23 protein-coding genes and 1 riboswitch are annotated in these 24,015 nt (G+C 73.9%); of the genes, 16 read left to right on the top strand and 7 right to left on the bottom strand.

Translation table 11 applies throughout. From position 1 onward, the window contains the following. Positions 1 to 177: 177 nt before the first annotated feature. The 4 genes from AC1C2V_RS18435 to AC1C2V_RS18420 all read left to right on the top strand — a co-directional run bounded on the left by AC1C2V_RS18435 (position 178) and on the right by AC1C2V_RS18420 (position 4,013). The gene (locus AC1C2V_RS18435) at positions 178 to 1,449 is read left to right on the top strand and encodes an AGE family epimerase/isomerase (protein ID WP_495391099.1); all 1,272 of its coding nucleotides are present in this window, start codon (positions 178 to 180) and stop codon (positions 1,447 to 1,449) included. Further along, positions 1,446 to 1,904, top strand: a complete 459-nt coding sequence (locus AC1C2V_RS18430) for an RrF2 family transcriptional regulator (protein WP_495391098.1) — start codon at positions 1,446 to 1,448, stop codon at positions 1,902 to 1,904. Before AC1C2V_RS18435 ends, AC1C2V_RS18430 begins: the two co-directional genes overlap by 4 nt. A 160-nt stretch (positions 1,905 to 2,064) precedes the next feature. Continuing rightward, on the top strand, positions 2,065 to 2,985 hold the full coding sequence (locus AC1C2V_RS18425; RefSeq protein WP_495391097.1) for a sulfite exporter TauE/SafE family protein: 921 nt from the start codon (positions 2,065 to 2,067) through the stop codon (positions 2,983 to 2,985). 230 nt (positions 2,986 to 3,215) lie between these two features. Next, entirely contained in the window at positions 3,216 to 4,013 is a 798-nt protein-coding gene (locus AC1C2V_RS18420) for a PAS domain-containing protein (protein ID WP_495391096.1), read from the top strand. 27 nt (positions 4,014 to 4,040) lie between these two features. Here AC1C2V_RS18420 and AC1C2V_RS18415 read toward each other — a convergent pair whose 3' ends face one another. After that, positions 4,041 to 4,307, bottom strand: coding sequence for a DUF4235 domain-containing protein (locus AC1C2V_RS18415; protein WP_495391095.1), 267 nt, complete (start codon positions 4,305 to 4,307; stop codon positions 4,041 to 4,043). 141 nt (positions 4,308 to 4,448) lie between these two features. After that, positions 4,449 to 4,551, top strand: a riboswitch (TPP riboswitch). A 70-nt stretch (positions 4,552 to 4,621) separates the two neighbouring features. Between AC1C2V_RS18415 and AC1C2V_RS18410 the strand changes: the two genes are divergently transcribed. From AC1C2V_RS18410 to AC1C2V_RS18400, 3 genes are all read left to right on the top strand, one after another. Further along, the gene (locus AC1C2V_RS18410; protein WP_495391094.1) at positions 4,622 to 5,731 is read left to right on the top strand and encodes a thiamine ABC transporter substrate-binding protein; all 1,110 of its coding nucleotides are present in this window, start codon (positions 4,622 to 4,624) and stop codon (positions 5,729 to 5,731) included. A gap of 116 nt (positions 5,732 to 5,847) precedes the next feature. After that, entirely contained in the window at positions 5,848 to 7,485 is a 1,638-nt protein-coding gene (locus tag AC1C2V_RS18405) for an ABC transporter permease (protein WP_495391104.1), read from the top strand. Next, positions 7,485 to 8,285 (top strand): ABC transporter ATP-binding protein, encoded by an 801-nt coding sequence (locus AC1C2V_RS18400; protein ID WP_495391093.1) that lies wholly within the window; start codon positions 7,485 to 7,487, stop codon positions 8,283 to 8,285. Before AC1C2V_RS18405 ends, AC1C2V_RS18400 begins: the two co-directional genes overlap by 1 nt. Before the next feature lie 25 nt (positions 8,286 to 8,310). Here the strand turns inward: AC1C2V_RS18400 and AC1C2V_RS18395 are convergent, their stop codons facing one another. Then, positions 8,311 to 9,009: a response regulator transcription factor gene (locus AC1C2V_RS18395; RefSeq protein WP_495391092.1), complete on the bottom strand. Its 699-nt coding sequence runs from the start codon at positions 9,007 to 9,009 to the stop codon at positions 8,311 to 8,313. Then, complete coding sequence (locus AC1C2V_RS18390) at positions 9,006 to 10,274, bottom strand: sensor histidine kinase (protein WP_495391091.1); 1,269 nt, start codon at positions 10,272 to 10,274, stop codon at positions 9,006 to 9,008. The genes AC1C2V_RS18395 and AC1C2V_RS18390 overlap by 4 nt, the downstream gene beginning before the upstream one ends. Positions 10,275 to 10,553: 279 nt before the next feature. Here AC1C2V_RS18390 and AC1C2V_RS18385 point away from each other — a divergent pair, with 279 nt between their 5' ends. Beyond that, complete coding sequence (locus AC1C2V_RS18385; protein ID WP_495391103.1) at positions 10,554 to 10,919, top strand: DUF6069 family protein; 366 nt, start codon at positions 10,554 to 10,556, stop codon at positions 10,917 to 10,919. Here AC1C2V_RS18385 and AC1C2V_RS18380 read toward each other — a convergent pair. Continuing rightward, entirely contained in the window at positions 10,867 to 11,997 is a 1,131-nt protein-coding gene (locus AC1C2V_RS18380) for a PrsW family intramembrane metalloprotease (RefSeq protein ID WP_495391090.1), read from the bottom strand. The genes AC1C2V_RS18385 and AC1C2V_RS18380 overlap by 53 nt on opposite strands. Positions 11,998 to 12,036: 39 nt before the next feature. Between AC1C2V_RS18380 and AC1C2V_RS18375 the strand changes: the two genes are divergently transcribed. After that, positions 12,037 to 12,651 (top strand): dihydrofolate reductase family protein, encoded by a 615-nt coding sequence (locus AC1C2V_RS18375; protein ID WP_495391089.1) that lies wholly within the window; start codon positions 12,037 to 12,039, stop codon positions 12,649 to 12,651. Positions 12,652 to 12,696: 45 nt separating this feature from the next. On the opposite strand, the gene pgi is transcribed toward AC1C2V_RS18375, so the two are convergent. Further along, the gene (gene pgi / locus AC1C2V_RS18370) at positions 12,697 to 14,406 is read right to left on the bottom strand and encodes a glucose-6-phosphate isomerase (protein ID WP_495391088.1); all 1,710 of its coding nucleotides are present in this window, start codon (positions 14,404 to 14,406) and stop codon (positions 12,697 to 12,699) included. Positions 14,407 to 14,544: 138 nt separating this feature from the next. Then, positions 14,545 to 14,832, bottom strand: coding sequence for a hypothetical protein (locus AC1C2V_RS18365; protein WP_495391087.1), 288 nt, complete (start codon positions 14,830 to 14,832; stop codon positions 14,545 to 14,547). A gap of 147 nt (positions 14,833 to 14,979) precedes the next feature. On the opposite strand from AC1C2V_RS18365, the gene AC1C2V_RS18360 reads away from it, so the two are divergent. From AC1C2V_RS18360 to AC1C2V_RS18350, 3 genes are read left to right on the top strand one after another with little or no spacing between them, the layout of a single operon-like run. Then, positions 14,980 to 15,771 carry a copper homeostasis protein CutC gene (locus AC1C2V_RS18360; protein WP_495391086.1) on the top strand — a complete coding sequence of 264 codons (792 nt, stop codon included), beginning with the start codon at positions 14,980 to 14,982 and terminating at the stop codon, positions 15,769 to 15,771. Positions 15,772 to 15,779: 8 nt separating this feature from the next. Further along, on the top strand, positions 15,780 to 16,478 hold the full coding sequence (locus tag AC1C2V_RS18355) for a DedA family protein (protein ID WP_495391085.1): 699 nt from the start codon (positions 15,780 to 15,782) through the stop codon (positions 16,476 to 16,478). Positions 16,479 to 16,500: 22 nt separating this feature from the next. Further along, a complete protein-coding gene (locus AC1C2V_RS18350) occupies positions 16,501 to 17,019 on the top strand; it encodes a hypothetical protein (protein ID WP_495391084.1) in 519 nt (172 codons plus the stop codon). Between the two features lie 41 nt (positions 17,020 to 17,060). Here AC1C2V_RS18350 and AC1C2V_RS18345 read toward each other — a convergent pair whose 3' ends face one another. Continuing rightward, positions 17,061 to 18,137 (bottom strand): LacI family DNA-binding transcriptional regulator, encoded by a 1,077-nt coding sequence (locus AC1C2V_RS18345; protein ID WP_495391083.1) that lies wholly within the window; start codon positions 18,135 to 18,137, stop codon positions 17,061 to 17,063. 198 nt (positions 18,138 to 18,335) lie between these two features. Here AC1C2V_RS18345 and AC1C2V_RS18340 point away from each other — a divergent pair, with 198 nt between their 5' ends. From AC1C2V_RS18340 to AC1C2V_RS18325, 4 genes are read left to right on the top strand one after another with little or no spacing between them, the layout of a single operon-like run. After that, positions 18,336 to 19,652, top strand: coding sequence for an ABC transporter substrate-binding protein (locus tag AC1C2V_RS18340; protein WP_495391102.1), 1,317 nt, complete (start codon positions 18,336 to 18,338; stop codon positions 19,650 to 19,652). A gap of 7 nt (positions 19,653 to 19,659) precedes the next feature. Continuing rightward, positions 19,660 to 20,628 (top strand): carbohydrate ABC transporter permease, encoded by a 969-nt coding sequence (locus AC1C2V_RS18335; protein WP_495391082.1) that lies wholly within the window; start codon positions 19,660 to 19,662, stop codon positions 20,626 to 20,628. Next, a complete protein-coding gene (locus AC1C2V_RS18330; RefSeq protein ID WP_495391081.1) occupies positions 20,625 to 21,518 on the top strand; it encodes a carbohydrate ABC transporter permease in 894 nt (297 codons plus the stop codon). Before AC1C2V_RS18335 ends, AC1C2V_RS18330 begins: the two co-directional genes overlap by 4 nt. Positions 21,519 to 21,532: 14 nt before the next feature. After that, positions 21,533 to 23,971, top strand: coding sequence for a beta-xylosidase/alpha-l-arabinosidase (locus AC1C2V_RS18325; RefSeq protein WP_495391080.1), 2,439 nt, complete (start codon positions 21,533 to 21,535; stop codon positions 23,969 to 23,971). Positions 23,972 to 24,015 lie beyond the last annotated feature (44 nt).

Below are 24,015 nucleotides of genomic sequence, written 5' to 3'. Positions count from 1 at the left end.
GGGTGGGAGAGTAGGACGCCGCCGGACATCTATTCACGAGAGGCCCACCCCTGACCCGGGGTGGGCCTTTCGCGTACCCCGATACATTTCGCGTACCCCGATACAGGAGCGGCCCCGTAGCACGGCACGTGGCGGGCGACGCTTCGCCGTCGCGGCACCGGCCGATAGGCTCACCGGGTGACCGGAGCTGCCTTCCTTCCTCCCGCGGGCCCCACGTCGTCGTGGCGCGCTGACCACTTCTTGTCCCTCCTGGACTTCGCCCAGCCGTCCGTCGGCGCCGACGGCGCGGCGGGTTGGCTCGACGATGCGGGCGCGGTGGACGCCACCCAGCCCACGCACACGTGGATCACCTCCCGCATGACGCACACGTTCGGCCTGGGGCACCTGCTGGGCGTCGAGGGCGCCGGGGATGTCGCGGAGCGGGGCGTGGCGGGTCTGGATCGCGTGCTCGCCGATGCCGAGCACGGCGGTTGGGTGGCCTCTCGCGGCCCCGGAGCCGACGAAGTCGACGGGACCAAGCAGGCGTACGGCCACGCGTTCGTCGTCCTCGCGGGAGCGACGGGAACCTTGGCCGGGATCACCGGAGCCGAGCCGCTGCTCGAGCGCGCGCTGTCCGTGCTGGACGGGGAGTTCTGGGAGGCGGAGCACCAGCTGCACCTGGACGAGCGCTCGCGCGACTGGGCGGTCGTGGACCCGTACCGGGGCGTGAACGCCAACATGCACTCGGTCGAGGCGCTGCTGGCCGCCCATGACGCCACCGGGGAGCGTCGGTGGCTCGACCGGGCGGCGACGATCGCCGACCGCGTCATCGGATGGGCGTCGTCGAACGACTGGCGCATCCCCGAGCACTTCGACTCGTCCTGGCAGCCCCAGCTCGAGTACAACGCCGACCGGCCGCACGACCCGTTCAAGCCCTACGGCGCGACGCCGGGGCACGGGCTCGAGTGGTCCCGACTGCTGCTGCAGGTCGACGTCGCGGCCGGGGCTGAGGGCACGCGCGCGGACGCGGCGCGGAGCCTGTTCGAGCGCGCCGTGACCGACGGCTGGGACCCGTCGGGCGGCGGCTTCGTCTACACGACCGACTGGACGGGGCGGGCGGTCGAGCCGCGCCGCTTCCACTGGGTGGCCGCCGAGGCCGCCGCGGCGGCCGACGTGCTGCACCGAACCACCGGCGACGACCGCTTCTCCGGCCTCGCCGACGAGTGGTGGGCCTGGATCGACGCCCACCTGGTGGACCACGGCCAGGGCTCCTGGTTCCACGAGCTCGGCAGCGACAACCTGCCGTCGGGGCGCACCTGGGTCGGCAAGCCGGACATTTACCACGCAGCGCAGGCGGTCATCCTTCCGGAGCTCCCGCTCACCGGCTCGTTCGCGGCCTCGGCCCGGGCGGTCGGCCGGCTGCTCGAAGGGGCGCGGCTCGCTGCCCCGACGGAGAGCGCCGGGCGATGAGGATCTCCGCCAAGGCGGACTACGCGGTGCGGGCGGCGGCCGAGCTCGCGGCCTCCGTCGACGACGGTCCGGTGCCCGCCGAGGCGCTAGCCCGGGCGCAGCAGGTGCCGCACCGCTTCCTCGAGGCGATCCTCGGCGATCTGCGTCGCGAGGGGATCGTCGCGAGCCGTCGGGGGGCCGGCGGAGGGTATGTTCTCGCACGCCCGGCAGATCACGTCACCGTCGCCGACGTGGTGCGGGCCGTGGACGGGCCGCTCGTCTTCGTGCGCGACGCGCGCCCCTCCGATCTCGAGTACTCGGGGGCGGCGGCCGCGTTGCTGCACGTCTGGGTGGCGCTCCGGGTCAACGTACGGGCCGTCCTCGAGCAGGTGACGCTGGCGGACCTGGCGGCCAGAAGCCTGCCCGACGTCGTGCGGGAGCTCACGGACGGCGAGTCCGCCTGGCTCAACCCCTGACGTCGCCCCACCGCAACATGAAGGCCTGACGATCCGGGCGCCTCCAGCGTGTCTCACGGTACGGACAAATCAGCGAGACCCGTTGAATCCGATCGGACCGATCGGGTAAGTTCGCATAGGTCGCGGTGGACCGGCTGCCGTGCCGACGGAGGGAACACCCGTGCGGACTCTCGTGCTCCTTGCACTCGTAGGCCTCGGCGCGCAGCTCGTAGACGGCAGCCTGGGCATGGCCTACGGCGTGACCTCGACGACCCTGTTGCTCGCGATCGGCACCAACCCCGCGGCCGCCTCGGCGACGGTGCATCTCGCCGAGGTCGGCACGACGCTCGCCTCGGGCGCGTCGCACTGGCGCTTCGGCAACGTCGACTGGAAGGTCGTGGTCAAGATCGGCATCCCCGGCGCGATCGGGGCATTCGCCGGCGCGACGTTCCTCTCGTGGCTCTCGACCGAGATCGCGGGGCCGCTCATGTCCATCCTGCTGCTCGGCCTCGGTGTCTACGTGCTGCTGCGCTTCACGCTGCGCGGCCTGCGCACCGACCGCCTCGGGCAGCCGCTGCGCAAGCGGTTCCTCACTCCGCTCGGGCTCGTGGCCGGCTTCATGGACGCCACGGGTGGCGGCGGCTGGGGCCCGGTCGGGACGCCCGCGATCCTCGCGAGCGGCCGGATGGAGCCGCGCAAGGTCATCGGCTCGATCGACACCAGCGAGTTCTTCGTGGCGGTCGCCGCCAGCCTCGGCTTCCTGTTCGGCCTCGGTGTCGCCGGCATCAACCCCTCGTGGGCGCTGGCGCTGCTGATCGGCGGCCTGATCGCGGCCCCCATCGCCGCCTGGCTCGTGCGGCTGGTCCCGCCGCGGGTCCTGGGTTCCGCCGTTGGCGGCATCATCGTCCTCACCAACGCGCGCACCCTGATGAACCTGGACTCGTTCCCGGTGGACGGCGCCGTGCGCGGCATCGTGCTCGGCCTCATCGCCGTCGGCTGGGCCGGGGCGATCGTGTACTCGTTCCGCGAGCACCGTAAGGCCGTCGCCGAGGAGACGGCTGCCGCGCCCGTCGATCCCGCGGTCGCGACGCCCGCCGTCTGAACCAGGTCTGAAGCACAGGGAGGCGCACCCGCCGGTACGACACCCGCGGCCCCGCGCGGTCACCCGACCCCCTGGGCCGTGGGTGAGATCGTGGGCCGGTTCCTGGGGAAACCGGGCCACGTGCCCTCACCACCCCGGGCCGTCCGGTGGCGGTGCTGCCGTGTCCCGGTACGGTGGGGGAGCCAGGAGATCTGCGAGCCCGACCCTGAGCACGGATCGGGGGTGAGCCCATGTCGACGCACAGGACTCCGCACGACTCCCCGCGCCGTGAGCTGGTCGCGCTCGCGGAGCTGCTCGGGGCCGGGAGCCAGCTCCTCGTGGGCCAGTATCGGGTCGACGTCGCCACGGGGGCGTGGTGGTGGTCCGACGAGGTCTACCGGATCTTCGGCCGCGAGCCCGGGACGATCCCGCCGGGGCCCGAGGTGCTGCGCGCCCACCTGCATCCCGACGACCGGGAGCGGCTGTCGCGCACCGCGGTGGTCGCGCTCGGCACGGGCCGCCCGTTCGCGGGCGGGCACCGCATCGTGGACGACCACGGGCGTACGCACACCGTCGTCGTCACGGGGCAGGCGCGGCACGGCACGGACGGCGCGGCGTCACAGCTCGTGGGGTACGTGATCGAGGCGAGCCCCGTCGTCCGCGTCGCGCTCGACCGCGACGCGCACCGGGCCGTCTCGCGCGCGTTCGTCGCGGCGGCCGCCTCGGAGCGTGCCAAGGGCGCGATCATGGCCGTCTGCGGGGTGGACGAGGCGGTGGCCACCGAGGTGCTGGCGGACGCCGGCGCCCAGGTCGGCACCTCCGCGCAGTCGGCCGGAGAACAGGTCATGAAGGAGCTCGCGCGACCCGTCGGCGACGGCGACGGCGACGGCGACGCGGCGCTCACGGCGGCGGAGGTGGTCCGGTCCGCGCCGCCCGCGAAGGACGCCGCGGACCGGCTCAGCCGCGCGCTCGCCGCCGTGCACCTGGTGGACCGCCCGCACGGCCACGACGCGCAGCTCGCGAGGCGTCGCCCGCGGGCGAGCCGCTGAGCGGCTGCACCCGCGGAGGCGCCGTCGTCAGGCGCTGTGCACGAAGCGCCCGGCCGCGCGCACCGCGCCCTTGCGGGCCAGCCGCTTGGCGAAGACCGCGACGCCTCCCGAGACCGCCGCGAACGTCACCGCCTGGACGACCGAGATCTCGTCGTCGTCCACGTTGGTGGGTGCCGCGCTGCCGGTGGCCTTCTCCCAGACCACCCCGATGAGCTTCTGTGCGATCCATCCGGCGGCGATCGTCAGCACGACCGTGCCGACCTTCACCGCGATCGGCTGCTCGGTGTCTGCCACGTGGCCTCCTCGGTTCGTTCTCTCGTGCGTTCTCGGTGCGTGATCGTGGCGCGTGCAGGGGCGTCGTGGCACGTCAGGCACATCACACCCCGTCGACGCGGACGGCACCACGGTAGCGCGGCGCGGGTGTGTAGGCTCGTGGTGATACGACAGGGGAGCGCCACGGCGCTGAGAGTGCGGACCGCCGCAGACCCTCGAACCTGACCCGGTTAGCACCGGTGGAGGAAGTCGGGATTCTCGATCCCTGCGGGCATCCGCGCCACGACGACGCCCAGCGCCCGCAGGACCCCCTTCTCGACCGTTGAGGAGGAACCATGACCCACAGCGCGCAGCGCCCGCTCCCGGCGGGCCGCGAGCGGACGAGGACACGCACGACGGCGGGCCTCGCCGTGGTCGCGCTGCTGCCACTGCTCGCCGCCTGCGGGGCAGGCGAGGCCGGCGGTGGCGCGGCGAGCGGTGGGGACGACAGCACGGTGACGCTCGTGACCCACGACTCGTTCGCCGTCTCCGACGACGTCCTGGCCACGTTCGAGAAGGAGTCCGGCCTCACTGTCGAGCAGGTCGCGCCTGGTGACGCCGGCACCCTGGTCAACCAGCTGGTGCTCACCAAGGACGCGCCGCTGGGCGACGTCGTCTTCGGGGTGGACAACTCGTTCGCGTCGCGCGCGGTGGAGGCGGGCGTCTTCGAGCCATACCAGCCCGCTGACCTCGACCCGCAGGTCGCGGCGTACGCGCCGGACGACCTGGCCGGCACGCTCACGCCGATCGACGTGGGCGACGTGTGCCTCAACCTCGACGACGGCTGGTTCGCCGAGCACGACGTCACCCCGCCGGAGACGCTCGAGGACCTCACGAAGCCCGAGTACGCGGACCTGACCGTGGTGACGAACCCCGCCACCTCGTCGCCCGGGCTGGCGTTCCTGCTCGCCACGATCGGCGCGTTCGGCACCGACGGCTGGCAGGGCTACTGGGCCGACCTGCGTGACAACGGCGTCAAGGTGGCCGAGAGCTGGGAGGACGCGTACTACGTGGACTTCTCCGGCGCGGGAGAGGGCGGGCAGCGGCCGATCGCGCTGTCGTACGCGACGTCGCCGGCGTTCACCGTGTCCGAGGACGGGAAGTCCTCGACCACCAGCGCCATGCTCGACACCTGCTTCCGGCAGGTCGAGTACGCGGGCGTGCTCGCGGGGGCCGAGAACCCGGAGGGCGCGCAGCAGCTGGTCGACTTCCTCACCACGAGCGAGTTCCAGGCCGACGTGCCAGGCCAGATGTACATGTACCCGGCCGACCCGGGCGTCGAGCTGCCCGCCGAGTGGCAGAAGTTCGCGCCTCTGGCCGACGAACCGTTCGAGGTGGCGCCCGCCGACGTCGCCGAGCACCGCGACGAGTGGATCGAGCAGTGGACGGCCACGGTCGTCGGCTGACGCGGCCGCCCGCCCCGGCAACGCGTCCCGTCGCGCGCCCTTCGTCCCGGGCGTCGCTTCCGCGCGCCCACCGGTGGCGCGTGTGGCTCGGCTGGGGCGCCGCGGTCGCGCTCCCGATGGGCTTCCTCGCGGTCTTCTTCGCCTGGCCGGTGGTCTCGCTCGTCCTGCAGGGATTCTTTACGGACACCGCGGCGGGCCGGGTGCTGGACCTGTCCGGCTTCGCGGACGTGCTGTCGCAGGAGCGCACGTGGCGCATCGTCGGCCAGACGCTCGCCCAGGCGGTCGCGGGGACGGTGCTGTCGCTGCTGCTCGGCCTGCCCGGCGCGTACGTGCTGTACAGGTGCCGGTTCCCCGGGCGCACGCTGGTGCGCGGCCTGGTGACCGTGCCGTTCGTGCTGCCGAGCGTGGTGGTGGGCGTCGCGTTCCGCGCGCTCTTCGCGCCCGGCGGGCTGCTCGGCTGGGCCGGGCTTGAGGAGAGCTTCGCCGGCATCGTGCTGGCGCTCGTCTTCTTCAACTACGCGGTGGTGGTGCGCACCGTGGGCGGTATGTGGGAGCGGCTGGACCCGCGCGCCGAGCAGGCCGCCCGCGCGCTCGGCGCCACGCCGTGGCGGGCGTTCCGCACCGTGACCCTCCCCGCCCTCGGGCCGGCGATCGCGTCGGCCGCCGCAGTGGTGTTCCTGTTCTGCGCGACGGCGTTCGGCGTCGTCCTCGTGCTCGGCGGCCTGCGCTACGGCACCATCGAGACGGAGATCTGGACCCGGACCACCCAGTTCCTCGACCTGCGCTCGGCCGCCGTGCTGTCCGTCCTCCAGCTCGTGGTGGTGGCCGGGGCCCTGCTGGTCAGCTCGCGCGCGCGGTCCCGGCGCGAGCGCGCGCTGCACCTGACGAGCGACCGGGTGTCCGCCCACCGGCTGCGCCTGCGCGCGGGCGCGGACCTCGCCCCCGCCGTCGCGACCGTCGTCGTGGTCGCCGGGCTGCTGGTGCTGCCCGTGGCGGGGCTCGTCGCCCGCTCCCTGCGGACGGCCGACGGCTCCTGGGGGCTCGACAACTACCTGGCGCTCGGCACCACGGGGGGCCGCAACGCCCTGACAGTCACCGTGTGGGAGGCGCTCGGCAACTCCCTGCGGACGGCGGCGTGGGCGGCTGTGATCGCCGTCGTCGTGGGCGGGCTCGTGGCCCTGGTCGTCTCCCGCCGCCCTCGCCGCGCGGGGCTGCGGCGGGGCATCGGCGTCCTCGACGCGGCGTTCATGCTGCCGCTGGGCGTGTCCGCGGTGACGGTGGGGTTCGGCTTCCTGATCACGCTGGACCGGCCGCTCGGGCTCGACGTCGACCTGCGCACGTCGGGCGCCCTCGTGCCGATCGCGCAGGCCGTGGTGGCGATCCCCCTCGTGGTGCGCACGATGCTGCCGGTGCTGCGCGCGATCGACCCGCGGCTGCGCGAGGCCGCCGCCGCCTTGGGCGCGACGCCGGGGCGCGTGCTGCGCACCGTGGACGGGCCGCTCGGGGCACGGTCGCTGGGGCTCGCGATCGGCTTCGCCTTCGCCGTGTCCCTGGGCGAGTTCGGCGCGACGTCGTTCCTCGCCCGCCCCGACACGGCGACGCTGCCGGTGGTGATCTTCCGGCTGATCGGGAGGCCCGGGGCCGAGAACTACGGGATGGCGCTCGCGGCGTCCGTGGTGCTCGCCGTGCTCACCGCGACCGTCATGATGGTGGCCGAGCGCCTGCGGGGCGACCGGCCGGGAGGGGAGTTCTGATGGGGCACGCGAACGAGGCGACCCCGGGGGCGCCGGGCGGGCTGGCCGTGCGCGACGCCGAGGTGCGGTACGGCGCGACGCGCCGACGCGCGGGGGCCGTCGCCGTGGACCGGGTGTCGCTCGACGTGGCGGCGGGGGAGATCGTCGCCCTGCTGGGGCCGAGCGGCTGCGGCAAGTCGTCGCTGCTGCGCGCGGTCGCCGGGCTGGAGCCGCTCGCTGGCGGCAGCGTCGCGTTCGACGGCGAGGACCTCGCCGGCGTGCCCGTGCACCGCCGCGGCTTCGGCCTGCTCTTCCAGGACGGCCAGCTGTTCCCGCACCGCGACGTGGCCCGCAACGTGGCCTACGGGCTCGAGACGCAGGGCGTGCCGCGGGCCGAGCGGTCGGCGCGCGTCGCCGAGCTGCTCGCCGACGTGGGTCTGGCGGGCTACGAGCGCCGGTCCGTCGCGACGCTGTCGGGTGGCGAGCAGCAGCGGGTGGCACTGGCCCGCGCGCTCGCCCCGCGACCGCGGCTGCTGCTGCTCGACGAGCCGCTGTCCGCCCTGGACCGCCGGCTGCGCGAGCGGCTCGCCGTGGACGTCCGCGACACGCTGCGCGCCACCGGCACCACCGCCGTCTTCGTCACGCACGACCACGACGAGGCGTTCACCGTGGCCGACCGGGTCGCGGTGATGGACGCCGGCCGGTTGCTGCAGCTGGACGCCCCCGACGTGCTGCTGCGCGCCCCGGCGTCCGCCCGGGTGGCGGAGTTCCTCGGCCTCGCGCCGGGGGCCGAGGACCTCGTGCCGCGGGTCGAGGTCTGAGGGCAGAGGGCAGAGGTCTGAGGGACTAGGCGCCGGCGTCGTGCACGAGCAGCGCCACCTGCGTGCGGTTCTCCAGCCCCAGCTTCACCAGCACGCTCGACACGTGGGCCTTGACGGTGGGGACGCTGAGGTAGAGGCGCGCGGCGATGTCCGCGTTCGACGCGCCGCGGCCGAGCTCGACGGCGACGTCCCGCTCCCGCCCGGTGAGGGTCGCCAGCGCCGCGCGGGCCCGCTCGCGCGTCCCGCCCGACCCGGCCACGGCGTCCATCAGCCGCCGCGCCACGTCCGGCGCCAGCACGGGCTCGCCCGCGGCCGCCGCGCGGACCGCGGCGGCGATCCGGGCGGGTGGCATGTCCTTGAGCAGGTAGCCGGCTGCGCCGGCACGCAGCGCTCCGCCGACCTCCTCGGCGGTGTCGAACGTGGTCAGCACGACCACGGCCGGCGGCGAGGGGCGGGCGCGCACCCGCCGCGTAGCGGCGATGCCGTCGACGCCGGGCATGCGCAGGTCCATCAGGACGACGTCGGCCGGGTGGGCGTCGAGGACGGCGGGGACGTCCGCGCCGTCGGCGGCCTCGGCCACCACGCGCACCCCGTCCGCGCCGTCGAGCATGAGGCGCAGGCCCGCCCGGACGAGGGCGTCGTCGTCCACGAGCACGAGCCGGACCGTGCCGGCGGGGTCAAGGTTCGCGTCCGTGCCGGCGCCGGTGCTGTCAGGGGTGGTCACGGGCCCCACGGTAGCCACGCCTCCACCGCGAAGCCGCCCGACGCCTCCGGCCCGGCGGCGAGCGTGCCGCCCAGGAGCGTGGCCCGCTCGCGCAGGCCGACGAGGCCGGTCCCCGTGCCCGCCCCCGTCGTCGGGCCGCCGCGGGTGGCCCCGTCGTCGGCCACGCGCACGCGCACCTCGCCGCGCATCTCGTCATGGCGCGTCGTCGCGACCGTCACGCGCACGCCCGCCCCCGGCGCGTACCGACGGGCGTTGGTGAGCCCCTCCTGCACCACGCGGAAGACCGCGGTCGCCACGCCGGCGGGCGGTGCGGCGTCCGGCCGGAGGTCACCCGTGCGCTCGAACCGCACGTCGCCCCCGGCGGCGCGGGCGTCGTCGACCAGCCGGCGCACGTCGTCCAGGCCGGGCACCGGGCCGAGGTCGTCGGGGCCGGCGCGCAGCAGGCGGATCACCTGGCGCAGGTCCTCGAGGGCGTCGCTGACGCCCGAGCGGACCCGCCCGGCCGCCGCCGCGACCTGCGCCGGGTCCGCGTCCGGCCGGTACTCCAGGGCCCCCGCCGTGGCTGCCAGCAGGGAGAGCCGGTGCGCCAGCGTGTCGTGCATCTCGCGGGCGATGCGGGTGCGCTCGGCGGTGCGCGCCTCGGTCAGGCGCCGCTCCTGATCGGCCTCCGCCCGGCGGGCCCGGTCGCGCAGCGACCACACCACCAGCGCGCGCTCCCGGCCGTAGGCGCCCCAGCCGAGCAGCGCCGCGTGCACCGCGACGTCGCACAGCAGCCACCAGCCGATGGGCAGGCTCACCGGCCGCCACAGCGCCTGCACGGCGTGCCCGAGGACGCCCGCCGCCGCGACGGGGATCGCCGTCCGCACCGGGTACCAGCGCGCGACCTGCAGCGTCCCCACCGTCGCGGCCGGGGTGGCCGCCCCGGAGGCCGCCGCGAGGATCGCGAGCGCGACGGCGGCGACGACGCTGCGCCGTGTGAACAGCAGCGGCACGATCGCGACCGCGGCCACCGCCACGGCGATGTCGACGGCCGCGGGCACCTTCGGCACCGCCGCCAGGATCGCGCCGGGCCCGGGGACCGAGGTCACGACGGCGGCCGTCGATGCCGCCGTGAGCATGGCGATCAGCGCCCATGCGATCACGAGGAGGCTGCGCGGGGCGGGTGGCGGGCCGTCGCTGGGGGGCGGGCACGGGTCGCTCGTCGCCCAGCCGCCAGGAGTCGGGCGGGGCCGCGCCGCGGTCGGGGTGGTGCCGGAGGTGGTCATGACCGGGACGCTACGGCGGCGTGTGTGCCCGCGACACCGACCAAGGTCGGGGGTGGGGGCGCCGCAGGGTGTGCCGGTTGCCGACCGCGGGAGGGCGCGGTGTATGCCCGGTGCGCGGGAGTCTCGTCGTGTCGGCAGGGAGCCGGCAGAGGAGGGGACGAGACCATGGGCGCGACGGAGACACCGAGGACTCATCGGAACACGCGGAGCACCACGCCGTCGGGCACGAGGACGCCGCGTGGGCGGTGGAACCGCCCGACGAAGGTCGTGGTGGCCGCGATGCTCACGGGCTCGTTCGTGTACCTCGTCGGGATGCTGCTGGGCGTCGACCCGCAGGTGCGGGCCGGGTCGGGCACCCTCGAGGTCGTCATCTCGCTCGTCGTGGCCGCGAGCATGACGACGGCACTGGCAGGCTGGGGGGTCCGGGCGCTCCTGTTCCGCACGCGGAGCGGCGGGCGACGGGCCTGGCTGGTGCTGTGCGCCGTCGTCCTGCTGGTGTCGCTGCTCGGCCCGCTGGGCGCCGCCAACGGCGGCGCCATGGTGCTGCTGATGCTGGAGCACCTCACGGTGGGCGCGGTGATCGCCCTCGGTCTCAGCGGGGCGGGCGCCGCAGGGGCTCGAACACCTGCCGCGCCGCGTGCATGAGCAGCAGCAGGGGCCCGCGACGCAGCTCGAACCGGGGCCGGTCCACCAGCCCGCGCTCGGCGCGACGGTGCAGCATGGCGAGCTCGGTGGCCGCCTGCTGGTAGTCGCGCAGGGCGCGGGCGGGGCCCGGGCCGCCCGCGGCGCGGACCTGCTCGCGCGCCCGCCGGCGCGCCGGCAGCGAGGACAGCATCACGACGTCCGACGGGGTCACGACCCCGGCCGCCGCGTACGGGGGCAGGTAGCGGCCGATCAGCGCCACGATGCGGGCCCGGTCCGCGCGGACGACGGTGAGCAGCCCGACCAGGACGGCGAGGCCCAGGACGTAGACGGCGATCGTCGGGCCGACGCCGGCCGACGCGGCGCCGTTCCACAGCGCGTGGTAGGTCACGGCGCCCAGCAGCCCGAGCAGCACCGGCCAGACGCGCGACCAGCCGCGCGGCGCGAGCGCCGCCATCGCGATCCCGATGCCCGTGAGCGAGGTGCACAACGGGTGCACCAGCGGCGACGCGAGGCCGCGGGCCACGAACGTCAGCGCCAGCCCCTCCGGGCCGGCGACCGTGTAGTAGTGGATGTTCTCCACCGTCGCGAAGCCGAGGCCCACCATCGAGCCGTAGATGATGCCGTCGGTCGGCCCGTTGAGCTCGTGCCGGCGGAACCAGAGCATCCCCACGAGGACGAGGGCCTTGAGCGTCTCCTCGACGACGGGTGCGGTGAGCACCGCCGTCGCGACGAACCCCTCCTCCTGGCCGAGCAGCGGCGTCCACAGCATCGTGAGCCCCGCGGTGTTGATGGCCATCGCCACCAGCACGGACACGCCGGCGCCCCAGAGGAAGGCCAGGACCAGCGCGTCGGGGGGCTCGGGCTCGAGCCGGTCCAGGGAGAGCACGCCGGCGAGCAGCAGGGGCAGCGGCAGCAGGGCGAGCAGCAGGCCCTCGACGAACGTCGGTCCCTCCGCCGCGGTCATGACGAGCGCGGCGATGAGGCACAGCGACGACACGGCGATGGTGACGAGGGCGCCCACCGGTGGGCGACCGGGCGGCCGCCCGGCGAGGATGGCCTTCGGGTCGAGGGCTGCCATGGCCACCGATCCTAGGACCCCCTACCGGAAGGACCTCTCATGGCCTCGGTCGTCTCCACCCTGTTCATCTCGCTCGACGGCGTGGCCGAGATCGACCCCGCCTGGCACTTCCCGTACTTCGACGACCACATGTCGGGCGCCGTCGACGACGACTACCGCGACACCGACCTCCTCCTGATCGGGCGCGTCACCTACGACAGCTTCGCCGGCGCCTGGCCGGAGCGGGAGCTGGCCGGCGAGGAGGACGCGGCGTTCGCCAAGCGCCTCGGCGACATGCGCAAGGTCGTCGCGACCCGCCAGGACCACGACCTCGGCTGGCGCGGGGTCGAGCGCCTCGACGGCGACCTCGTGGCCGCCGTCGAGGCGCTGAAGGCGGAGCCCGGCGTGGAGAAGATCCTGGTCCCCGGCTCGCTGTCGATCGTCCGCCAGCTCCTCGCGGCCGGCCTCCTCGACGAGCTGCGCCTGCTGGTGCACCCCGTCGCGGCCCGGCACGGCGAGCGGCTCTTCGACGAGGGCGAGCCGATCTACCCGCTGACCCTGCTCGCCTCGGAGGCGTTCCCGACCGGCGTCGTGCGGCTGATCTACGCGCCGGGCGAGCTGCCCAACCAGGCCGAGTACGACGACGTCAAGGGCCAGGTGCCCAGCGCTGGTTGAGCTTGTCGAAACCCGGGTCTCGACAGGCTCGACCGACGGTAAGGATCAGGCGCGGTGGTCGCGGTAGTACCGGATGAGCGCGGCGGTGGACTGGTCCTGGGCGGCCAGGGCGGCGTCGTCGCCGGCAACGGCGGGCGCGACCTCGAGGGCGAGCTTCTTGCCGAGCTCCACCCCCCACTGGTCGAAGCTGTCGATGCCCCAGACCACGCCCTGGACGAACGTGATGTGCTCGTAGAGCGCGACGAGCTGGCCCAGGACGGACGGCGTGAGCGCGGGCGCGATGATCGACGTCGTGGGCCGGTTCCCGGGGAAGGTGCGCGCCGGGACGATCTCCTCGGGCGTGCCCTCGGCGCGCACCTCGTCCGCCGTCTTGCCGAAGGCCAGCGCCTTGGTCTGGGCGAAGAAGTTCGCCAGGAACAGCTCGTGCACGTCGGCGCCCGGGGACACGGCCTTGCCGTCGCCCTCGGCGTCGGCGAGCGGGTAGGCGGGGTTCACGACGGCGATGAAGTCGGCCGGGATGAGCCGCGTGCCCTGGTGGATGAGCTGGTAGAACGCGTGCTGGCCGTTGGTGCCGGGCTCGCCCCAGAAGACCTCGCCCGTCTGTGTGGTCACGGGCGAGCCGTCCCAGCGCACCGACTTGCCGTTCGACTCCATCGTGAGCTGCTGCAGGTAGGCGGGGAAGCGGTGCAGCTGCTGGGCGTACGGCAGCACGGCGTGCGTGTGGGCGCCGAGGAAGTTGACGTACCAGACGTTGAGCAGGCCCATGAGGGCGGGCACGTTGCGCTCGAGCGGGGTGGTGCGGAAGTGCTCGTCGACGGCGCGGAACCCGGCCAGCAGCTCGCGGAAGACGTCGGGGCCGAAGGCGATCGCCAGCGACGTCCCGATCGCGGAGTCCACGGAGTAGCGGCCACCCACCCAGTCCCAGAACCCGAAGGCGTTGGTGGGGTCGATGCCGAAGTCGGCGACCTTGTCGAGGGCCGTCGAGACGGCGACGAAGTGTGCGCGCACGGCGGCCTGCTTCGCGTCGGTGTCGTCCTCGATCGCCCCCGCGTCGATGAGGCGCTCCCAGAGCCAGGCCCGCGCGAGCCGGGCGTTGGTGAGGGTCTCGAGCGTGCCGAACGTCTTGGACGCCACGATGAAGAGGGTGGTCTCGGGGTCGAGGTCCGCCGTCTTCTGCGCGATGTCGGTGGGGTCGATGTTGGAGACGAAGCGCACCTCGAGGTCCGCGCGGCCGTAGGGCTTCAGCGCCTCGTAGACCATGACCGGCCCGAGGTCGGAGCCGCCGATGCCGATGTTCACCACCGTGCGCACGGGCTTGCCGGTGACGCCCGTCCACGCGCCCGAGCGGACCTCGTCGGCGAAGGCGGCGACCTTGTCGAGCTCCCCCTGGACGTCGGCGTCGACGTCCTGCCCGTCCACGACCAGCGGCGGCTGCGTGCCGGGCGGCCGGCGCAGGGCCGTGTGCAGCACGGCGCGGTCCTCGGTGACGTTGATGTGGTCGCCGGTGAACATCGCCTCGATGCGCTCGGGCAGGCGCACCTCGTGCGCGAGGCGGACCAGCAGGTCCAGCGTCTCGTCGGTCGCGAGGTTCTTCGAGAGGTCCACGTGCAGGTCGCCGGCGACGTGGGTCATCCGCTCGGCGCGCTCCGGGTCGGCAGCGAACCACCCGCGCAGGTCGCCCCGGAACTCCTGGTAGTGGCCGTACAGGTCGCCCCAGGAGGCCGTGGTGGTGGGATCGACGGGGGAGGAGGTCATGGGCCCCACGGTACTGACCTCCTCGGGACCCGGCCACGCTGGTTCGAGAGGACGGCCGAACAGGCGGTTGACACCGTTATCGGGGCCACGAGCGGCGGATTACGGTGTCAACCGCCTGTTCGGCAGGGAAGGGGGCGGTCAGGCAGGCTGCCAGCGGTTGCCCCAGCGCCGGGTGAGGGTGCCCCCGAACGTGTCCGCCAGCGGGTCGACCCCGTCCTGGACGGCGTCGGCGACCTGGTGCGCGACGTCGTCGTCGTCCGCGGTGAAGCGCACCGTGATGCGTGCGCGTCCGCGCACCACGCCGACGTCGTACGCCTCGACGGTGGCGAGCGCACGGGCCGCGTCGGCGGCCGCGGGCAGCACATCGGCCGGGCCGACGCCCGGCTGGAGCAGACCGATGGCGAGGCTCACGCGGTAGGAGGGCACCCGGAGATCCTGCCACCGACGCCCGCCGAGCCCCGACGCCGCCACCACCGAGTAGTCACCACCGAGTAGTTACCACCGAGTGGTCACCACCGCGCCGTCACAGGCTGCACCGATCGCGCACACGCGTGCCCCCGTAGACTCGCCGCCGTGACTGCCGCCCCCTCGACGGAACCCGTCCCCGAGCCCGTCAGCCCTGCTCACCGGGCCGTCGCCCTCGAGATCGCCGTGCAGGACGTCGCCGGTGCGCGCGTCGCCGCGGAGGGCGGCGCCGACCGCCTCGAGCTGTGCGCGGCCCTCGCGGGCACGGGCGGGCTCACGCCGTCGACGGGCATGGTCGCCGCCGTGGCGGACGCGTTGCGGGGCACGGGCGTCGGCGTGCACGTCCTCGTGCGCCCCCGCGCCGGTGGGTTCGTCTGCACGCCCGACGAGGTGGACGTGCAGGTGCGCGACGTCCGTGCCGTGCTGGACGCCGGCGCGACGGGCGTCGTGGTCGGCGCGCTGACCGAGGCCGGCGACGTCGACGCGTCGACCCTCGCGGCGCTCGTCGTCGCGGCCGGCGGTGCGGACGTGACCTTCCACCGGGCCATCGACCAGGTGGGCCGCCCCGTCGAGGTGCTGGAGACCCTGGCAGCCGCCGGTGTGCGGCGCGTGCTCACCTCCGGCGGCGCGCCCCGGGCGTGGGAGGCACTGGACGTCCTCGCCGCGCTCGCGGAGCGCGGCCGGTCGCTCGGCGTCGAGATCATGGCCGGCGGCGGCGTGCGGGTGCAGGACGTGCCCGCCCTCGTCGCGGCCGGCGTCGACGCCGTCCACCTCTCCGCACGACGCACCGTGGTCGCCGACGGCGGCCCGGGGGGCGGCGGCACCGGCGGGTACGACGTCACCGACCCCGACGTGGTCGCCGCGACCCGTGCCGCGCTCGACGCCGGGACCGCCCTGTGAACGGCGTCGTGAGCGCCGTGGCCGCGGCGACCACCGACCCGACCCAGGGGTACGACGGCTTCATCGGCTGGGTGCTCGGCCTGATGGTCACGCTCGGCGAGGTCGGCGTGGGCGCGGCCGTGCTCATCGAGACGTTCGTTCCGCCGATCCCGTCGGAGGCCGTGCTGCCCGGTGCGGGCTTCCTCGCGTACGCCGGGCACATGAACGCCTGGCTCGCGATCCTCGCGGCCACCGTCGGCGCCGTCGTCGGGGCGTGGATCTGGTGGCTCCTCGGCCTGCTGCTCGGCCGGGACCGCACGCGCGCGATCGTCGACGCGATCCCGCTCATGGACGGCTCGGACTTCGACAAGGCGGAGGCCTTCTTCGCGAAGTGGGGCCGCGTCGCCGTGCTGCTCGGCCGCTGCGTGCCGCTGGTGCGCAGCTTCATCTCCATCCCCGCGGGCATCGAGCGCATGCCGTTCTGGTCGTTCACCCTCTACACCGCCATCGGGTCCGGGGTGTGGAACGGCATCTGGGTGGGCCTCGGCTACGCGTTCGGCCCCGCCATCGAGCCCGTGCTGGAGCAGTGGAGCGGCATCATCTCCAACGGCGTGCTCGTGGTCATCGGGCTGCTGGTGCTGTGGTTCGTCCTGGTGCGGCTGCGCAGCCGGTACCTCGCGCGCCGCGCCCCCCGGGAGCCCGAGCGCCGGCACGGTCGCCAGCGCTGACTCGCAGGCCTACGCTCCCGGCATGTGGACCCGTGGCGGGTGGCCGGGCGGCGTGGCCCTGGCGTCGTTGGTGCTGCTCGTCGGCTGCGAGCTGGCCGACGACGACGCCCTCGACGACCAGGTCCTGGGATTCGACACGCCCCAGGTCCAGGCCCTCGACGAACCCGAGCTACGACCGTACTTCCGTGACGAGCCTGCGCCGCTCTCCGGTGAGCTGCGGGCGCTCACCAACGGCTGTCTCGTCGTGGACATCGACGGCGTCGAGCACGTGGTCTTCTGGCCGGAGGGCACGGAGGCCGTCGCGTCCGGTGACTCGAGCAGGAGTTCCACGATCACGCTCCCCGGCGGGGCGTCGCTCCAGGCCGGCGGCCGGGGCGGAGACCGCTTCACCGCCACAGGCACGGTGGCGGACTCGAACGGAACGATCGCCGTCGACCCCGAGCACCCGGACGGCGACTTCGCCGGCAGCTACCTCGGGTTCTGCGGTGTCGACGCGCCGCCGGTGATGTTCCCGGACGCCGCGACCTTCGTCGTCGACTGAACTACCTCGCCGAGGCTCGGACTACCTCGCGGAGATCCGAACTACCTCGCGGGATTCGGGACTACTTCGGCGGGGGGTGCGGTCGAGGCGCGGACGACGAGCGACGTCGGGAGCCGGAGGTGGCGCTCGCGGGCGGTGCCGTCGAGGAGGTCGAGCACCATCCGCAGGGCCTCGGCGCCCATGCGGTGCATGGGCTGCGCGACGGTGGTCAGCGGGGGAGTGCTGCTCCACGACTCGGGGATGTTGTCGAAGCCGACCACGGAGAGGTCCTCGGGCACCCGCAGCCCGAGCTCCTGCGCCACCTCGAGGACGTGGATGGCGGACAGGTCGTTGGCGGCGAAGACCGCGGTGGGCCGGTCGGAACGGGTCGGGTCGAGCAGGGAGCGCACCGGGGCGTCCGCGAGGTCGGGCCGGTAGCCGCCGACCTTGATCAGCAGCGGGTCGACGGGGATCCCCGCGCCGGCGAGCGCCTGGCGGTAGCCCAGCTCGCGCAGGCGCGCGGACTCGAGGTCGGCGCGTCCGCCGAGGTGGGCGATGCGCCGGTGCCCGAGGTCGATGAGGTGCTCCACGGCCTCGCGGGCGCCCGTGGTGTTGTCGGAGTCGACGGTGGGGGTGCCCTCGGGGCCGGTGTGCGGGTCGACGGCGACGACGGGGACCGGCGAGTCGGCGGACATCACCATCGTGGGCGTCACGACGATCGCCGCGTCGACGAGCGTGCCGGCGAGCCGGGAGAGCGATCGCCGCTCCCACCCGGTCTGCGCGCCGCCGTCGGTGCGCCCGGCGTAGGCGAGCAGCTCGTACCCGGTGCCGTCGACCGCCGCCGAGATGCCCTTGAGCAGCTCCGTGGAGTACGGCTCGAACTCGGCGACGAGCACCCCGATGACGTTGGTGCTGGTGCGGCGCAGGCTGCGGGCCACGAGCGACGACTCGTACCCGAGCTCCTCCACCACGGCGAGCACGCGCTTCGACGTGCTCGGGGAGACGCCGTACCTGCTGTTCACGACCTTGGACACGGTGGCCACCGAGACGCCGGCGACGCGTGCCACGTCGGAGATGGTCACCCGCCCGACGACGGGGGTGGGGGCGCCCGCGGCGGGCGGGTCGGCGGCGGTGCTCACGAGTCGACAGTATGCGGCATGCCCACGCCGGTCACCCCGCCGCGTCCCCGTCGTCGAGCCCGGGCAGGTGAGATGTCGAAATCGTTATCGACAACGATTGACGAAGCGCCGCCCGGCCTGCCAGTCTCGTGCTCAGGCACTCACCCACCTCGCGGCAGCGTCGCTGCCGTGCCCGTCGACGAAGACAAGGGATCGATGATGACGAGGACGAGGATCATGCGCGGCGCCACCGCGGTCGCGATCGGGACCACCGTGGCGCTCCTGGGCGCAGCCTGCGCCGGCCAAGGCGCGGGCAACCAGAGCGACGACGACACCGCCAGCGCCGACGGCGGCACCATCACCTGGTGGCACAACTCCAACACCGGCGACGGCAAGGAGTACTACGACAAGGTCGCCGCAGACTTCGAGGCGGCGCACGAGGGCGTGACCGTCGAGGTCAGCGCCATGCAGCACGAGGACATGCTCACCAAGCTCGACGCCGCCTTCCAGGCCGGCGACTCGCCCGACGTGTTCATGGAGCGGGGCGGCGGCGAGCTCGCCGACCACGTGGAGGCCGGGCTGCTCAAGGACATCTCGGAGCCCGCCGCGGACACGATCGGCACCCTCGAGCCGTACATGCCCGGGTTCCAGGTGGACGGCGCCTCGTACGCGCTGCCCTTCTCGATCGGCGTCGTCGGCTTCTGGTACAACAAGTCGCTCTTCGAGAAGGCGGGGATCACGCAGACCCCCACCACGATGGCCGACCTGTACGACACCTTCGACAAGCTCGAGGCGGCCGACATCACGCCGGTCTCCGTGGGCGCCGGCGACAAGTGGCCCGCCGCGCACTACTGGTACTACAACGTGATCCGGCAGTGCTCCGCGGACACGCTCGACTCCGCCATCGCGGACGTGGACTACTCCGACCCGTGCTTCGTCAAGGCGGGCGATACGCTCGACGAGCTGCTCGCCACCGAGCCCTTCAACAAGGGCTTCCTCACCACCGCGTCGCAGACGGGCCCGACGTCGGCGTCCGGCCTGCTCGCCAGCGGCAAGGTCGCGATGGAGCTCGCCGGCCACTGGGAGCCCGGCGTCATGCAGGGCCTCACCGAGGACGGCACGGGCCTGGGCGACGACACGGGCTGGTTCCCGTACCCGTCGATCCCCGGCCAGCAGGGCACCGAGTTCGCCCAGATGGGCGGCGGCGACGCGTGGGCGGTGTCGAACGACTCGCCCGACGTAGCGGTCGAGTTCGCGCAGTACCTGCTGAGCGACGACGTGCAGCAGGGCTTCGCCGAGCTGGACATGGGCCTGCCGACCAACCCGACGGCGTCCGCGTCCGTCTCCGACGCCGCGCTGGCCGAGCTGCTCAGGGTGCGGGACTCCGCGCCGGAGATCCAGCTCTACCTCGACACGCTGCTCGGGACCTCCGTGGGTGGCGCGATGAACGACGCGATCGCGCTGCAGTTCGCCGGCAAGGCGACGCCGCAGGACGTGGTCGACGCGGTGCAGTCCGCCGCGGAAGCGGACCAGTGACCGACCGATGACGGAGACCGCGGTCCGGTCCGCCGGCCGTGCCCAGGCACGGTCGGCGGACCGCCGTCCGGAGCGTCGCGGCCAGGCAGGGGCGTGGCGCAAGCGGGCGGAGATCGCCTTCTTCGTGACACCTGCTCTCGCCCTGCTGGTCGCGTTCATCGTGGTCCCCATCGCCACCGCCGTGCAGATGTCGCTGTACAAGTGGAAGGGCTTCGGCCCGATGGTCGACTTCGTCGGCCTGCGGAACTACGTCTCCGTGCTGACCAGCGAGGTCTTCACGGACGCCGTCGTGCACAACCTCATCATCGTGGTCGGCTCGATCCTGCTGCAGCTGCCGCTCGGCCTGGCGATCGCGCTGCTGCTCAACCGCAAGATGTGGGGCCAGGGGCTGCTGCGCACCATCATCTTCGTGCCGTACGTGCTGGCCGAGGTCATCGCGGGCGTCGTGTGGTTCCAGCTGCTGCAGCCGCAGTACGGCGTGATCGACTCGATGCTCGCCGCCGTCGGCCTGCACGGGCCGGAGCAGGGCTTCCTCGGCACCCCCGAGTACGCCCTGTGGACCGTGCTCGTGGTGCTGACCTGGAAGTACCTCGGGCTGGCCGTGATCCTGTTCCTCGCAGGCCTGCAGGGCGTACCCGGGGAGCTCTACGAGGCCGCTCAGCTCGACGGCGCGACCTGGTGGCAGGTGCAGCGCCGGATCACGATCCCGCTGCTGGGGCCGACCATGCGCACCTGGGGCTTCCTGTCGATGATCGGCTCGCTGCAGCTCTTCGACATGGTGTGGATCCTCACCGGCGGCGGCCCCGCCAACGCCACCACCACCATGGCCACGTTCCTGGTCAACGAGGGCACCAAGCGGCAGAACTTCGGCATCGCCGGCGCCGCGTCGGTGGTGCTGTTCGTCATCGCGCTGGTGCTCGCGCTGGTCTACCAGCGCGTCGTGCTGCGCCGCGACACTCAGGAGGACGACCGATGAGCGCCGTCACGACGTCCCCGGCCACGACCGCTGGTCGAGCCCGACGAGACGCGGGTTTCGACAGGCTCAACCGGCGGGGACGCAAGGCGCTCGTGTACGCGATCTCCCTCGTGGTGGTCGCCGTGACCCTCGGGCCGGTGCTGTACGGCGTGCTCGGCGGGTTCCGCACCAACGCGCAGCTCGCCGAGGACCCGGCCGGGCTGCCGAGCCCGTGGGTGCTGTCCAACTACGTGGGCGTGCTGTCCCCGGGCTCGCCGTTCTGGGGCTACTTCCTCAACTCCACGATCATCGCGGTGCTCACCACGGCCGTGGTCGTCGTCTTCGGCATCATGGCCGCCTACCCCCTCGCGCGGTACCGCTTCAAGGGGCGCGAGGCGCTGTTCATGGTGTTCGTCATCGGGCTGCTGTTCCCCGCCACCGTGGCGATCATCCCGCTGTTCATCCTGATCACGCAGAACTACCAGATGGGGAACACCTGGTGGGGTGTGGCCCTGCCGCAGGCGGCGTTCGCGCTGCCGATGACGGTGGTGATCCTGCGGCCCTTCCTCAAGGCGCTGCCCGCCGAGCTCGAGGAGGCGGCGCAGCTCGACGGCGCCAGCCGGATCGGGTTCTTCTGGCGGATCCTGCTGCCGCTGTCCGGGCCGGGGATGGTGACCGTGGGCGTGCTCGCGTTCGTCGGCTCCTGGAACGCCTACCTCCTGCCGCTGCTGCTGCTGCAGGGCGACATGCGGACGCTGCCCCTCGGCGTCGCCGACTTCTCCTCGGAGCACTCGGCGGACACCGCGGGCGTGTTCGCCTTCACGACGCTGGCGATGATCCCTGCGCTGGTGTTCTTCCTCGCGATGCAGAAGCGCATCGTGAACGGCCTGCAGGGAGCCGTGAAGGGATGACCCAAGGAGAGCACGTGACCCACCCTGTCCCCACGGCGCCGGAGCTGCCGAAGCTGCCCGTGGTGTCCGAGCGCGTCCGCGCGCTGCACGCCCGGATGACCCTCGACGAGAAGCTCGCGCAGCTGGCCGGCTACTGGCTCGACAAGGGCGGCGACGTCGTCGCGCCCATGCAGGGCGAGATGGGGGTCGGCGACGGCGGTCGGCTCGAGGAGGTCACGCGGCACGGCATCGGCCACTACACCCGGGTGTACGGCACGCGGCCGGTGGACCCGGCCGAGCGGGCGGCGTGGCTGTGGGCGGAGCAGCAGCGGCTGCGTCGTGAGACGCGGCTCGGGATCCCCGCCCTCGTGCACGAGGAGTGCCTCACCGGGCTCTCCGCCTGGAAGGCCGCGACCTTCCCGACGCCGCTGGCGTGGGGGGCGACGTTCGACCCGGAGCTCGTGGCGGAGATGGGCCGCGTCATCGGCGACTCGATGCGCGAGCTCGGCATCCACCAGGGCCTCGCCCCGGTGCTCGACGTCGTACGCGACCCGCGCTGGGGGCGCGTGGACGAGTGCATCGGCGAGGACCCGTACCTCGTCGGCACGGTCGGCACCGCGTACGTGCGGGGGCTGCAGGGCGCCGGCGTGCACGCGACGCTCAAGCACTTCGCCGGCTACTCGGCCTCGCGCGCCGGGCGCAACCACGCCCCGGTCTCGGCCGGCCCGCGCGAGATGGCCGACGTCTTCCTGCCGCCGTTCGAGATGGCCGTGCTGGACGGCGGCGTGCGGTCGATCATGGCGTCGTACGTGGACGTCGACGGCGTACCGATGCACGCCAGCGCCGAGTACCTCACCGGGATCCTGCGGGAGCGGTGGGGCTTCGACGGCACCGTCGTGGCGGACTACTTCGGCGTGGCGTTCCTCGAGGTGATGCACCGGGTCGCCGCCGACCGCGGCGAGGCCGCCGCCCAGGCCCTCCAGGCGGGGCTCGACATCGAGCTGCCGTCCGGCGACGCGTACCTCGAGCCGCTGGCGGCCCTCGTCCGCGAGGGCCGGGTGGACGAACGCTACGTGGACCGCGCAGTGCTGCGCGCTCTCGCCCAGAAGGAGGAGCTCGGGCTGCTCGACGACGACGCCTTCGCCGGCGAGCCGCCGGCGCAGGTCGACCTCGACTCGCCCGCGCACCGCGACGTCGCGCGCCGCCTCGCGGAGGAGTCGGTAGTGCTGCTGACCAACGACGACCTGCTGCCCCTGTCCGGGTGGAGCGCCGCGCCGTCGCGCGTCGCCGTCGTCGGGCCGAACGCGCACCGCAGCGACGCGCTGATGGGTTGCTACTCGTTCGCCAACCACGTGCTGGCGCACCACCCCGAGGTGCCCAAGGGCTTCGAGATCCCCACGGTGTTCGAGGCGCTCGGCGGCGCGTTCCGCACCGCGGGCCTGCCGCAGCCGGAGCTGGTGCACGCCGCCGGCTGCGACGTCGAGGGCGAGGACACGTCCGGCTTCGCCGAGGCCGTCGCGGCCGCCGGGTCCGCCGACGTGGCGGTCGTCGTGGTGGGCGACCACGCCGGGCTGTTCGGCCGCGGCACCGTGGGCGAGGGCAACGACGCGGAGTCCCTCGAGCTGCCCGGCGTGCAGCGCGGGCTGGTCGAGGCCGTGCTGGCCACCGGGACGCCGGTCGTGATGGTGGTGCTCAGCGGGCGCCCCTACGCGATCGACTGGGCGCTGGACGGCGACCGTCGGCCCGGGGCCGTGCTGCAGGCGTTCTTCCCGGGCGAGGAGGGCGGCACGGCGGTGGCCCGGGCCGTCGCCGGCGCGGTGAACCCCTCCGGGCGGCTGCCCGTCTCGCTGCCGCGGTCGGCGGGGGCGCAGCCGTACTCGTACCTGCACCCCGTGCTGGGCGGGCCCTCCGACGTGACCTCCACCGACTCGACGCCGCTGCGACCGTTCGGCTTCGGCCTGTCGTACACGTCGTTCGCCTACACCGACCTGGGGGTCGAGGCCGAGGTCTCGGCCGGCGGCACGTTCGCCGCCGCCGTCCGGGTGACCAACACCGGCACGGTCGCCGGCGCGGACGTCGTGCAGCTCTACGGCCGGGACGTGCTCGGCTCCGTCACCCGCCCCGTCGCGCAGCTGCTCGCCTACCGCCGGGTGTCGCTGGAGCCGGGGGAGTCGGTCGTCGTGACCTTCGCGGTGCCGACCACGCGGCTCGCGTTCTCCGACCGACGACTGGTGCGCGTCGTCGAGCCGGGCGAGGTCGAGGTGTGGGTCGGGTCGCACGCCGCCGCCACGCCCGACGTCGAGGCCGAGGACGTGCAGCACGCCACGGGGGGCGCGATCACCAGCGCGCGCCGGTCCGAGAAGCGCGACGTGCCGGGCACCGCGACGCCGCGCGCGACGCTCGTCGTCTCGGGCGACACCTACGAGGTGACGGCCGCCGACCCGCGGGTCGTGACGTCCGCCCTCGGGTCGTGACGTCCACCCTCGGATAGCGAGATCGGAGGGCTGGGTCGGAGAGC

It is taken from the genome of Isoptericola sp. Y541 (assembly GCF_059445465.1).
Note: the sequence above shows the minus strand (reverse complement) of the source record. Positions and strands in the feature narration are given on the sequence as shown.

What these genes read in the sequence shown, in the direction of transcription:
- AC1C2V_RS18375 (WP_495391089.1), top strand. Translation starts at nt 12,037, where the DNA reads ATGGCCTCGGTCGTCTCCACCCTGTTCATCTCGCTCGACGGCGTGGCC.
- AC1C2V_RS18405 (WP_495391104.1), top strand. Translation starts at nt 5,848, where the DNA reads ATGGGCTTCCTCGCGGTCTTCTTCGCCTGGCCGGTGGTCTCGCTCGTC.
- AC1C2V_RS18340 (WP_495391102.1), top strand. Translation starts at nt 18,336, where the DNA reads ATGACGAGGACGAGGATCATGCGCGGCGCCACCGCGGTCGCGATCGGG.
- AC1C2V_RS18380 (WP_495391090.1), bottom strand. Translation starts at nt 11,997, where the DNA reads ATGGCAGCCCTCGACCCGAAGGCCATCCTCGCCGGGCGGCCGCCCGGT.
- AC1C2V_RS18385 (WP_495391103.1), top strand. Translation starts at nt 10,554, where the DNA reads ATGCTCACGGGCTCGTTCGTGTACCTCGTCGGGATGCTGCTGGGCGTC.
- AC1C2V_RS18400 (WP_495391093.1), top strand. Translation starts at nt 7,485, where the DNA reads ATGGGGCACGCGAACGAGGCGACCCCGGGGGCGCCGGGCGGGCTGGCC.
- pgi (WP_495391088.1), bottom strand. Translation starts at nt 14,406, where the DNA reads ATGACCTCCTCCCCCGTCGATCCCACCACCACGGCCTCCTGGGGCGAC.
- AC1C2V_RS18410 (WP_495391094.1), top strand. Translation starts at nt 4,622, where the DNA reads ATGACCCACAGCGCGCAGCGCCCGCTCCCGGCGGGCCGCGAGCGGACG.
- AC1C2V_RS18390 (WP_495391091.1), bottom strand. Translation starts at nt 10,274, where the DNA reads ATGACCACCTCCGGCACCACCCCGACCGCGGCGCGGCCCCGCCCGACT.
- AC1C2V_RS18330 (WP_495391081.1), top strand. Translation starts at nt 20,625, where the DNA reads ATGAGCGCCGTCACGACGTCCCCGGCCACGACCGCTGGTCGAGCCCGA.
- AC1C2V_RS18430 (WP_495391098.1), top strand. Translation starts at nt 1,446, where the DNA reads ATGAGGATCTCCGCCAAGGCGGACTACGCGGTGCGGGCGGCGGCCGAG.
- AC1C2V_RS18420 (WP_495391096.1), top strand. Translation starts at nt 3,216, where the DNA reads ATGTCGACGCACAGGACTCCGCACGACTCCCCGCGCCGTGAGCTGGTC.
- AC1C2V_RS18350 (WP_495391084.1), top strand. Translation starts at nt 16,501, where the DNA reads ATGTGGACCCGTGGCGGGTGGCCGGGCGGCGTGGCCCTGGCGTCGTTG.
- AC1C2V_RS18335 (WP_495391082.1), top strand. Translation starts at nt 19,660, where the DNA reads ATGACGGAGACCGCGGTCCGGTCCGCCGGCCGTGCCCAGGCACGGTCG.